Genomic DNA, 11231 nt, shown 5'->3' with positions numbered 1-11231 from the left:
TCTGGCTTAATCGGAACGTAGAATGAATAGCATTGAGGAACAGATGTCGGCGGATGGGCCTTTGGTCAGTGTGGTTGTGCCTTCCTACAATCATGCGCCTTTCATTGAGGCATGCCTGCAGAGTATCTTTGAGCAGAACTATGTCAATAAGCAGGTGATAGTCATTGATGACGGCTCGACCGATGGCAGCCCGGAGTTGTTGCAACGATTGCAGGAGGATTACCCATTCAAGCTGCATGTGCAAGCTAATCAAGGTCTGTTGACCACGCTCAACCGGGCGCTGGCATTGGCTGAAGGCGAACTCTTTGTACCTATTGCTTCAGATGATGTGATGCTGCCTGGCCGACTTGGCCGGCAGGTTGAGCACATGCATTCGCACCCCCAGGTGGCTATCTGTGGCGGAAATATTGTACCTATTGCGGAAAATGGTGAAAGGTTGCCGCACAAGTATCGTCATCGGCCCGCTCGGCGCCTGGATTTTCGCGCAGTGTTCTGTGGCACGGTAGCCGGTGCACCTGCTCCCAGCATGATGCTACGTACTGATGTGGTTCGTAACGTAGGTGGTTACGACGAGACCATGCGTATTGAAGACCTGTTAATGATGCTTAAGGTTACCAGCGCCGGTTACTTTATCGATGTACTGGAGGACGATCTGGCCTTTTACCGGGTACACGATGGCAATATGCATTCTCGTTTGGAATTCATGTTCGATGAGGTATTACGGATATATGCTTTGTATGCTGACGATCAGGATTATCAGGCGGTGTGTACCAAGCATTTCAAATCCTATTTTATGAAAGCTGCCAAAGCTGATCGCAGGCTGGCCTTGAAGATACTAAGGCGCATCCCGCTTCGGAGTATGGATTTGAAGGTGCTGAGAGGGGTATTACGGATGCTGGTAAAACATTGAGATGCACTTATGAGGCCATAGGGTAAGGAATTTGTTGCGAACGGGTCTCAATACTGGTTTCATAGTGCCTGCTCTCCTCAGGGAGCATGAACCCTCTGTCGTATACATGTTTTTTCAGGATCCCCAATCTACAAGCAGCGCCTAGCCAATGCATTACCTGTCTGGCCTAACTGGATGGCTCAACCGCTGTAACTGATCCGTAACCCCCACCTTCCCACAGGGCTACCGATCAGTAACTATTGACCTTTAGGCAATGCCATGGAAGCAGAGCTTCATAGTCTTCTGTCGTAGTGGCCAAGGGCAGGCGCTCCAGCACATGCCGCAACCAGGCATAGAGTTCCTGCCCGTTGGCCTTGGCTGTTTCAACTAGGCTGTAGATCAGCGTGCTGGCGTGAACACTCTTGGGTGTATCGTTGAACAGCCAGTTCTTGCGACTGATGACGAATGGCTAGATGGCGCCATGCCAAACCCAGCCCGGCTGGTTTTTTGCGTTGCGGGTGCCGGATTATGTGTGAGTCACAGGCTTGATCAGGCTCTCCGCCGGGATACCGAACATGTTGTGCAGTTTCTAGATCATCGGCAGCGTAAGGGCGCGCGTCCCGTTCAGCACTTCATAGACGCGATTCGTTCTGCCGATAGCGGGAGCCAGATTGGCAGCAGTCAAGCCTGATTGTCCATGCGGAACTTGATCGCATCAATGGGGGTCGGCAGATCGACAGGAAAATGCTTCGCCTCGTAGGCCTCTATCAGGGTGATTATGACCTCGAAGGCATCTTTTGGGAATGCTCGCGTTACGAAACTGCTTCTTGATGTCCGTAGGGCTGGACCAGACAGCTTTTTTGGCTTCGTCGGTCCAGGCCAACAGTGGTTACTCTGCATCTGGGTATCTCTCCCTGAAGGCTTTCAGGTGGCTGATGGCGATTATGCTCATGGGCTTATTTTAGGTCCGCGTTGGGACTTTGCGCGAGTGTCGGTTTCCTGCGGTGGTGCTGGCGCAGGATACCGGCCACCGAGGTGGATGGTCATACTGTTGGGAAAGCTGAACGCTCGCTGAACGGATTGCGGAAATCCCGAAGTGAGGTGGCTGGTTCTCTTATATTGCCCCTTTGTTGGTGCGTCGCAGCAGCAGTTGCTGTGATGTGTCATGGCTTTTCTGTGGGTGATTATGATGTCGAGCAGGGCTCCTGAGATCGGTCGTCCTAGGTATCGAAGGACGAGAACGACGGATTCGGCTTTTATTGCCGTCAATGCGTTCGATACGCTGCAACTTCATCGACTCGATAGCTTCGAAGCGCTCTGGGAAGTGGAGGCGGAGTTGGTGGATGAACCCAACTACGCCCGTGGTGGATATAGCAGCGTCAGTCGGCTGAGTCTGCAAGATGCCAACGGCAACCCGCAGGTTTTCTATCTGAAGCGTCAGAGCAACTATCTGATCCGCACTATACGCCACCCGCTGGGTGAGCCAACTGTTGCGCGAGAGTTCTACAATATCCAACGGTATGCACAGCTGGGTATTCCGGCACTGCAAGCTGCCTTTTTTGCCCAGCGACGGGTCGAAGGGGAGTTGCACGCGATTCTGCTGACCCGTAATCTGGATGGCTATCTGCCGTTGGATCATTGGTTTGCCAACTGGCATTCGCTAGGGTGCTGCCAGAAGAGGGACCTGCTGGTAGCGGCAGGGAAACTGATTGCGTTGCTGCACAAACACTCGATAGTGCATAACTGCCTGTATCCCAAGCATATCTTTCTCAAGCCAACAGAGGATGGGGCAAGTGCGTGCCTAATCGATCTGGAAAAGAGTCGTGCGCATCTATTCTCGCCCTGGGGACGTATGCGCGATCTGGAGGCATTGTATCGACGCAGCCAGCCGCCCAGTCGGAGTCAACGGCTACGCTTTCTGTTGGCTTACCTGGGCAAGTCAAAGGTAGATATGCAGGTGCGCTATTGGGTCGCCAGGGTATTGCATCGTTCTGCCCGCAAGCAACGTCAGGTATGATAAGCACAAGGAGGCAGCCGTCGGTACTGGTCCGGTAGAAAAGTGTTGCGAATGTATCTCAATACTGCTTTCATGCTGCCCTTTGCTGCATGACAATCAGGATCTCGCCAATGCTCTACCTGTCACGCCTGCCCGAATGGCTCAACCGCCACAGACTCTCTGTTGCCTTCACCCTCCTCGCCAGTACGCTGCTGTATTTCCTGTTCGAACCACCGGCGATAGCCGACCTTTCTGAAGAGCACCGGCATTACACGGGAGAGCTTCTGCAGTCGTGGGACAGGGGTGAGGTTGTCGTGCTGCTGCGTCATCTCGAGCGCTGTGATCGATATGATGTGCCCTGCCTGACCGACAAAAGCGGGCTGACCGCACGTGCCAAACTGGTCGGGGACGAGCTGCATGAGGATTTTGGCGAGCTGGGGCTGGATAAGTCCATTGTCTACAACAGCCCCGCACTACGGACCGCCGAGACCGAGGCGCTGGTTTTTGGCGATGTGGGTGAGGAGCGCGATTGGCTGGTCAGTTGTGAGGAGGATTTCATCGACACCGCTCTGGACAACAAGCAGGTGGCGCGGAACCTGATTCTGGTTACGCACAGTCACTGCATCAACTATGCACAAGAGGCGCTGGGGTATGACGAAGAGCTTCCCGCATACGGCTCCGCAATTTTCCTGTCGCTGGCGGACAATCCTGAAGGGGTCAAGGCATTAGGTTTTATTGATCCAGAAGATTGGGATTTGACGTTCGCGCGTTGAGCCTCGTTTTACCTGGTCCAGTATTCCTATGAACAAGTGGCTGCGGTATGCCTTTTTCCGCAGTCGCTTGTGCCGATGCGTATATACGTATGACCTCCCTTCCTGAAAAGCTGAACGCTTCCTGAACAAAAAGCGAATACCCAACAGCGAGAAAGCAAACTTCTCTATATTGGGCTCGCCGGCAAACTGCCGCCCTTCAAGTTCGTTATTTCATCATCATCAGGTTATGCCCAAGTGAGGAAGTCATGCTTCCGGCGAGGGCATAGGGACAGCTATGCTCAAAAATCACTGGGCCATCACGAATACTGCCGCCAAGCGCAACGCGGTCTAGTTCCATGTTCGATCTGTTTCGTTTGTATCGTGAGCGTGGCTGGACTCCCATCGATGCCGGGGATTACCAGCAGGCCTGGGCGCGCTGGGGTGGCAGCGTGGCGACACACCCGCAGATCGTAGCCGGGTTGTCAGCGCTGGCTGGCATCGAGGTGCGTTACCTGGGCTGGTTTGACGATGGTGAGCTGCAGGCGGCGATGCCTGTCTGGGGCAAGCATCTGGCCCTGTCCAGGGTGGTGCTCAAGCGCAGGAAGAAGCGTGGCGTTTTCGATCTGGGCAATGCGGAGATCATCCTGCCCCAGGCAGCGAACTCGCTCATATCGGTACGTCATGCCGGAAGCTATGTCTCCGGGTTACATACCAGTCGGGTTGCTACCCTGCGCCCGCAGAAGCAGCAACTGGCGCTGGCCCGGGAGCCTGAACAGTACAGCCGGAAGTTTCGCTATAACCAGCGCCGTGAGTTGCGTTTGCTTGAGGAGCAGGGCGGTGTCATCGCGCCGATCAGTCAGCTGTCGACCGCCGAGCGGGCCGGGATGTATACCACCCTGTTTGAAAAGCGCTGGGGGTTTGCCGTTCCGGGCAAGGCCTGTCTGCCCGAGGTGTTCGATCTGTTGCGGGAGTTCATGACCGGCAGTTTCATTTGTGTCGATGGCGTGCCGGTGGCATTCCAGGTGCTGTACCGGGTGGAATCGCCCGAGTGGATCAGCGTTGAGTATATCAATGGCGGCGTGGACCCGGCTTTCAACGAGCTGAGCCCGGGCAGCGTATTGAGCTTTGTGAATACCCAGGCTGAATGGGAGCATGCTCGGCAGCGGGGTAGGGCGCTGCGCTATTCCTTTGGTCGTGCCGACCGTCAGTACAAGGATCGCTGGTGCCGTCGTGTTCCTGTGTATGAGGTCGGCTGAGACCCATGCGTAAACAACGACTACTCAAGCGCTATCGGCGTAACAAGCGCGTTGCCATGGTGGCTGTACTGACGTTGCTGGTGATGGCCAGCATCGAACTCTCAGTCTGGCTGCTCCCGTTTGGCTTGTTGCTGGCCTGGTTGGCGCATGAAGCCTGGTTCGCCGATCATCTGTTCTATTCGCCGAGCGAGGATTACCGTTACCGCTTCCCGGATCATATCGAGCCGATCCCGTTGCAGACGGCTGGTGGGTTCTGGCGACTGGAGCTGTCAGCGGCCCAGCTCGATCTGGACCAGGCAACACTGGTGGTGCAGGTGCAGATACGCAGCTCGTGGCTGGGGCTGCTGTTCGATCCGGTGATCCATATCGGCAATGACCGACAGACATTCGAGCGCGGTGCCAGGGGCGTGCGCTATCTGAACCTGACCGGGCAGGCGGAGCATCTGCAGGGCGAAGGGCTGGCTGTGCATTGTGGCTTCTGTTCCATCATGCCGGATGTGCAATTGTTCGCCTTCAATCAGTCCTGCCCACGGACGCAGAGCGTGCTCATCCTCGCCCCCCATGCCGACGATGCTGAGCTGGCGGCGTTCGGCCTGTACAGCAGTGCGGAGAAGGTACGCATCGTTACTCTTACTCAGGGCGAGATCGAGGCGCGACATTACCAACGGCTCGGACTGGGGAAGACTGAGGCCGCCCGGTTGAAGGGGCGCCTGCGTTGCTGGGATAGCCTGGCCATACCACTGTGGGGCGGTGTGCCGCAGGCGGATTGCGTGCAGCTGGGGTATTACTGCATGCAGTTGACGGCCATGGCGGAACAGCCGGAGCAAGCGTTCGGCTCCAAGGAGTCCGGTGAGACGGACATACGCGGCGCGCGGCGTTTCAATGCGATCGATCTGCCCGCCGATGCTGATGGCTTGCCCACCTGGAACAATCTGGTTGCCGATCTGGCGGCCTGCCTGGAGCATTTCCGGCCTGATGTGGTGGTGATGCCGCATCCGGAGCTGGACCCCCATGCTGATCATGTCGCCAGCACCCGGGCGTTCTTTCAGGCGATGGAGCAGAGCGCCTGGCAGCCGGAACAGTTGTTTCTGTATGCCAACCATCTGCATGACAACGACCGTTGGCCGATGGGTGACGCCAATACTGGTGTGGCATTGCCGCCCGCGTTGGTCGAGTTGTTAGCTGACGATCTGTTCAGCCATGTACTGGATGATCAGCAGCAGCTGGATAAGGCCATGGCGCTGCTGATGCACCATGACCTGCAGCCGCCGCTGCCTTTCAAGCGTCAGCTGCGCCGTCATATCCAGCGTCTGCTGGCCGGCAGGCGTTGGCCGAAGACCGGTGATAATGAATATCTGCGCAAAGCGGTGCGCCGGCATGAGCTGTTCTGGGTGAGAGAACTGCCTCCCCGGCGGGGTGACTCGATTCCTGACTGATCAGCGCCGGGAAAACATGAACAGCGTACCTATGTTCGGGTCGACCTGCGCCCAGTCCTGTTCGTACCTGAGCAAATGCTGGTAGTTCCTGTCACGCATCCACCGCGATAGCGGGCGGCCTAGACAGCGCATATCCGAGATATCGATCAGCCCCAATTCGTTGTCGGGCGTCAGGACGATATTGCCCATGTGCAGTGACCTGAAATACACCCCCAAGTCATGCAGTCGAGTGATGAATTCGGCCAGCCGGGCAAAAAGCTCCAACTGGTCCAGGCTGGGATCCTGGGCGAGCAGTTGACGCAGGGTCAGGCCGGGCAGCGGTTCATAGTGCACCACCGAGCGGTATGGATTGCTCATCCGATAGAGTTGCAATACATGGGGGCAGGGTATGCCCAGGCGTTCCAGCTCGGCGGCATTATCGGTAAAACGCCTGGCCGGTGGGTAGAAGGCGGTTTTCGACAGCCAGCTCTTGCGGCGGAACAGCTTGAGGAAGGTGCCATCGGCTAGGCGCAGTACTTTCTCGCCATGCCCGTCCCGCTCCAGGACTTCTGCGTTTTCGCGCAAGCGCTCGTATTGTGCTGAATCCAGTGCCTGCATGCCGCCTTCCCGCAATGAAAGCGGCTAGTCTACCGTATCGCGGTCACCGGCTCATCTATAGTGACGGTCGTATGTACAGATGATGGCAACCCGGAGCGCGGTTCTAGGCTGTGATAAACTCCCCGGCCTGATTCCATTTCGCGAAGAGCTTATGTCGGATCCGCAGAAAGAAAGCTTTGCCCGTTCGAGTGTACGCATCTATTTGCGCCTGCTCGGCTACGTCAAACCCTATTGGCTGCCCTTTGCCATCAGTATCTTCGGCTTCATGATTTTCGCCTCCAGTCAGCCGGCCATGGCCTGGATGCTGAAGTACTTTGTCGATGGCCTGAACGAGGGCAGTTCGGCATTGTTTCTGGGGGTGCCGCTGATCTGGGGCTTTCCGTTGTTCATCATCCTGGTGGCGCTGTACCAGGGTATCGGCTCCTATCTCGGCAACTATTTCATCGCCAAGGTCTCCTTGGGGGTAGTGCATGACTTGCGCACATCCCTGTTCGATAACTTGTTGACCTTGCCCAACCGCTATTTCGACAACAACAACTCCGGCCATCTGGTCTCACGGGTGACCTTCAATGTGACCATGGTCACCGGTGCCGCCACCGATGCGATCAAGGTAGTGTTTCGTGAGGGCATGACGGTGATCTTCCTGTTCGGTTATCTGCTGTGGATGAACTGGAAGCTGACGCTGGTGCTGATGGCGGTGCTGCCGCTGATCGGCCTGATGGTCAACAGCACCAGCAAGAAGTTTCGCAAGCAGAGCAAGAAGATCCAGACCGCCATGGGCGATGTGACTCATGTCACCTCCGAGACCATTACCGGCTATCGCGTGGTGCGCAGTTTCGGCGGCGAGAGCTATGAGAGCGAGCGCTTTCACAAGGCCAGCGAGAACAACCGCTTGCGCGGCCTGAAAATGGTACGTACCGGCGCGGTTTTCACGCCGACATTGCAGCTGGTGACCTACGGGGCGATGGCCGGGGTGATGTTCCTGGTGCTGTTCCTGCGTGGTGATGCCACCGCCGGTGACCTGGTGTCCTATATCACCGCGGCCGGCCTGTTGCCCAAGCCGATCCGTCAACTGTCCGAGGTCAGCGCCAATATCCAGAAAGGTATCGCCGCCGCGGAGAGCATCTTCGAGCAGTTGGACGAGGAGCCTGAGCAGGATACCGGCAGTATCGAGCGCGACCGTGTCAGCGGGCGTATCGAGGTGAACAACCTGACCTTTCGTTATCCTGGCTCTGACAAGCCGGTACTGCGGGACATCAACTTTACCGTCGAGCCGGGGCAGATGGTGGCGCTGGTCGGGCGTTCCGGCAGTGGCAAGTCGACCCTGGCCAACCTGATTCCGCGCTTCTACACCCACGATCAGGGGCAGATCCTGGTCGACGGTGTGGCGGTGGAGCAATATCGCCTGCGCAATCTGCGCAGGCACATTGCGCTGGTGACCCAGCATGTGACCCTGTTCAATGATACGGTGGCCAACAATATCGCCTACGGTGACCTGGCTGGCGCTCCGCGTGAGGCCATCATGGCGGCGGCGGAAGCGGCCTATGCCCGGGAGTTCATCGAACAACTGCCGCAGGGCTTCGATACCCTGGTCGGCGAAAACGGCGTGCTGCTGTCCGGTGGGCAGCGCCAGCGCCTGGCGATCGCCCGTGCGCTGCTGCGTGATGCGCCGATCCTGATCCTGGATGAGGCGACCTCGGCGCTGGATACCGAGTCGGAACGGCATATCCAGGCGGCGCTGGACAGCGTCATGGAAGGACGCACCGCGCTGGTGATCGCCCATCGCCTGTCGACCATCGAGAAGGCCGATATCATCATGGTGATGGACCAGGGGCAGATCGTGGAGCGCGGCAGTCACGCCGAACTGATGGCGCTCAATGGCTACTATGCGCGTCTGCACAGCATGCAGTTCCAGGACGAGACGCAGACTGCCCGAGACCTCAATACACATGAGTGATGCAATGAAACTGACCATGCCCCGTTTTGATTCCGCACCGGTTCTGGTTGTGGGTGATGTCATGCTGGACCGTTACTGGCACGGTCCGACCCAGCGCATTTCACCGGAAGCGCCGGTGCCGGTGGTCAAGGTCGACCAGATCGAGGACCGCCCCGGTGGTGCCGGCAACGTCGCCCTGAACATCGCGGCGCTGGGTGCGCCGGCCTGGCTGGTGGGGGTCACCGGCACCGATGAGGCCGCCGAGAGCCTGCAGCAGAGGTTAAATGCCGCGGGCGTCTATTGCGCTTTTCAGGCGCACCCTGAGTTGCCGACCATTACCAAATTGCGGGTCATGAGCCGGCACCAGCAACTGCTGCGGGTGGACTTCGAAGAGCCCTTCGCCACCGATGGCGAGGCCATGCTGCAGACGGTCAGCGGGCTGCTGGACAAGGTCAGGGTGGTGATCCTGTCCGACTACGGCAAGGGCGCGCTGGTCAACCACCAGGCGCTGATCAGGCTGGCCCGTGAGCGCAACCTGCCGGTGCTGGCCGACCCCAAGGGCAAGGACTTTTCCATCTACCGTGGTGCCACCCTGATCACGCCGAACCTGTCCGAATTCGAAGCGGTGGTCGGCCACTGCGCCACTGAGCAGGAGCTGGTGGACAAGGGCATGGCGTTGATCACAGAGCTGGATCTGCAGGCTCTGCTGGTAACCCGCAGCGAGCATGGCATGACCTTGCTGCGCCACGGCGAGGCGGCATTGCACCTGCCGGCCCGCGCCCGTGAGGTATTCGATGTCACTGGTGCGGGTGATACGGTCATCTCGACCCTGGGTACCGCGCTGGCTGCCGGTGAGTCGCTGCCCAATGCCGTGGCGCTGGCCAACCTGGCGGCGGGTATCGTTATCGGCAAGCTGGGTACCGCGGCGATCAGCGCGCCGGAGTTGCGCCGGGCGGTGCAGCAGACCCAGGGTGCTGGCCGCGGGGTCATGTCGCCGGAGCAACTGCTGGTGGCGGTGGAGGATGCGCGGGCGCACGGCGAGCGGATCGTGTTCACCAACGGCTGTTTCGACATCATCCATGCCGGTCATGTCGGCTATCTGGAAGAGGCACGCAGCCAGGGCGATCGGCTGGTGGTGGCGATCAACGATGACGCCTCTGTGACCCGCCTCAAGGGGCTGGGACGGCCGATCAATGCCGTGGAGCGGCGGATGACGGTGTTGGCCGGCCTGGAGGCGGTGGACTGGGTGGTCAGCTTCGCCGAGGATACCCCCGAAGCGCTGCTGCGCCAGGTCCGTCCCGATGTGCTGGTCAAGGGCGGTGATTATGGCATCGACCAGGTGGTCGGCGCGCCCATAGTGCAGGCTTACGGCGGTGAAGTGAAAGTGCTGAAGTTCGTCGACAGCTGCTCGACCACGGCGATCGTGGAGAAGATTCGCGAGAAGAGTGCGGGCTGAGTTTACTCGCCCGGTTGGCGCGGTGCCTTGGGGGGAGACTCCCTGGCTCCCTGCGATCTGTTTGGAGTGCGGCAAAGTAATCTCTGGGGAGCGTGCCGTACGCCTTATCGCGGCGAGGCGCCGCTCCCACGCAAGCATGCCATCTGCAGCACTCGAACCCGCTTGTATGGAACCATAGAATCTCCCACAAGAGCAGGCCATGCTCTGACTGCTGACTGCTGACTGCTGACTGCTGACTGCTGACTGCTGACTGCTGACTGGAGTGGGAGCGGCGCCTCGCCGCGATTGGCGGGCTTTGCTATTGGCCCCGGAGTCGGCTCAGGGCAGGAATCCATTGCGGGCATGGCAGTACATCCTGCCCGCTGAGTTGCCACCGTTGCATTTGCCGCCGAACCACTGCTTGGCCGCCTTGCGGCAGTTGCGATAGTCGATCGACCCCTTGCGGTAGTTGCTGCACACGCTGGCGAAATCCAGCGTGTTACTGTCGTGTTCGTAGTACATCCGGTATTCGGTTTGCGCTCCCCGTGCATCCACCCAGGCTACCTTCTCCATATTGCTCTGGATGACCCTGTTGTCGGTACTGGCTGCGGCCCGGGCTGCGCCTGGTCTGGTTGGCTTGCTGATATTGATCTGGCGGTTCGGCGTGTAGTTGCGGTCGCTGAATTCGGTTTGTCGTGGGGAGCTGGCTTCACTGCTGATCGCCGGCAGACCGGGCGCGGCGGTGAGCAGCCACAGCAACAGTATCCGTACGCCGTGGGCAGCGATGCGGTCGGGGTGGTGAGCCATGACAATCCCTTGAGCTGGCTGGAGGATACCTGGAGCCTATCAATGCTGATCAGTTGGTGGTGTGTTGCAGGTCACATATGCGGAGATGAACAGCAGTTGCTGCCGGTTTTGCGAAGCAGGTCGCGTC

At 58.5% G+C, this 11231-nt stretch carries 9 protein-coding genes and 3 pseudogenes; 7 read left to right on the top strand and 5 right to left on the bottom strand.

Features of this window, described 5'->3' with window-relative positions; genetic code table 11:
* The first annotated feature begins 22 nt into the window (after positions 1 to 22).
* A complete protein-coding gene (locus H6X51_RS12300; RefSeq protein ID WP_185267781.1) occupies positions 23 to 910 on the top strand; it encodes a glycosyltransferase in 888 nt (295 codons plus the stop codon).
* Between the two features lie 229 nt (positions 911 to 1139).
* Here the strand turns inward: H6X51_RS12300 and H6X51_RS12295 are convergent.
* From H6X51_RS12295 to H6X51_RS12285, 3 pseudogenes are all read right to left on the bottom strand, one after another.
* Positions 1140 to 1358, bottom strand: a pseudogene (locus tag H6X51_RS12295) (transposase domain-containing protein); the annotation flags it as partial.
* A gap of 120 nt (positions 1359 to 1478) precedes the next feature.
* Positions 1479 to 1684 (bottom strand): annotated as a pseudogene (locus tag H6X51_RS12290) (helix-turn-helix domain-containing protein); the annotation flags it as partial.
* A 1-nt stretch (position 1685) separates the two neighbouring features.
* Positions 1686 to 1841, bottom strand: a pseudogene (locus H6X51_RS12285) (type II toxin-antitoxin system HigB family toxin); the annotation flags it as partial.
* A gap of 237 nt (positions 1842 to 2078) precedes the next feature.
* Here H6X51_RS12285 and H6X51_RS12280 point away from each other — a divergent pair.
* The 4 genes from H6X51_RS12280 (at position 2079) to H6X51_RS12265 (ending at position 6329) form a co-directional block, all read left to right on the top strand.
* Positions 2079 to 2906 (top strand): lipopolysaccharide kinase InaA family protein, encoded by an 828-nt coding sequence (locus tag H6X51_RS12280; protein ID WP_185267833.1) that lies wholly within the window; start codon positions 2079 to 2081, stop codon positions 2904 to 2906.
* Positions 2907 to 3016: 110 nt separating this feature from the next.
* Complete coding sequence (gene pmrG / locus H6X51_RS12275) at positions 3017 to 3658, top strand: lipopolysaccharide core heptose(II)-phosphate phosphatase PmrG (protein WP_185267780.1); 642 nt, start codon at positions 3017 to 3019, stop codon at positions 3656 to 3658.
* A 335-nt stretch (positions 3659 to 3993) separates the two neighbouring features.
* Entirely contained in the window at positions 3994 to 4893 is a 900-nt protein-coding gene (locus H6X51_RS12270; RefSeq protein ID WP_185267779.1) for a GNAT family N-acetyltransferase, read from the top strand.
* A gap of 5 nt (positions 4894 to 4898) precedes the next feature.
* Positions 4899 to 6329 carry a PIG-L deacetylase family protein gene (locus H6X51_RS12265; protein ID WP_185267778.1) on the top strand — a complete coding sequence of 477 codons (1431 nt, stop codon included), beginning with the start codon at positions 4899 to 4901 and terminating at the stop codon, positions 6327 to 6329.
* On the opposite strand, the gene H6X51_RS12260 is transcribed toward H6X51_RS12265, so the two are convergent.
* Positions 6330 to 6926: a lipopolysaccharide kinase InaA family protein gene (locus H6X51_RS12260; RefSeq protein ID WP_185267777.1), complete on the bottom strand. Its 597-nt coding sequence runs from the start codon at positions 6924 to 6926 to the stop codon at positions 6330 to 6332.
* Positions 6927 to 7077: 151 nt separating this feature from the next.
* On the opposite strand from H6X51_RS12260, the gene msbA reads away from it, so the two are divergent.
* Together msbA and hldE are read left to right on the top strand one after the other, a co-directional pair.
* Entirely contained in the window at positions 7078 to 8883 is a 1806-nt protein-coding gene (msbA, locus tag H6X51_RS12255) for a lipid A export permease/ATP-binding protein MsbA (protein ID WP_185267776.1), read from the top strand.
* Positions 8884 to 8887: 4 nt separating this feature from the next.
* Positions 8888 to 10318 carry a bifunctional D-glycero-beta-D-manno-heptose-7-phosphate kinase/D-glycero-beta-D-manno-heptose 1-phosphate adenylyltransferase HldE gene (hldE, locus tag H6X51_RS12250; protein WP_185267775.1) on the top strand — a complete coding sequence of 477 codons (1431 nt, stop codon included), beginning with the start codon at positions 8888 to 8890 and terminating at the stop codon, positions 10316 to 10318.
* Positions 10319 to 10636: 318 nt separating this feature from the next.
* On the opposite strand, the gene H6X51_RS12245 is transcribed toward hldE, so the two are convergent.
* Entirely contained in the window at positions 10637 to 11104 is a 468-nt protein-coding gene (locus H6X51_RS12245; RefSeq protein WP_185267774.1) for a hypothetical protein, read from the bottom strand.
* Between the last annotated feature and the right edge of the window lie 127 nt (positions 11105 to 11231).

The organism is Halopseudomonas xiamenensis (genome assembly GCF_014219065.1).
In the GTDB taxonomy this organism is placed as follows: Bacteria; Pseudomonadota; Gammaproteobacteria; order Pseudomonadales; family Pseudomonadaceae; genus Halopseudomonas; species Halopseudomonas xiamenensis.
The sequence above is the reverse complement of the archived record's forward strand: the minus strand, read 5'-3'. Positions and strand labels throughout refer to the sequence as shown.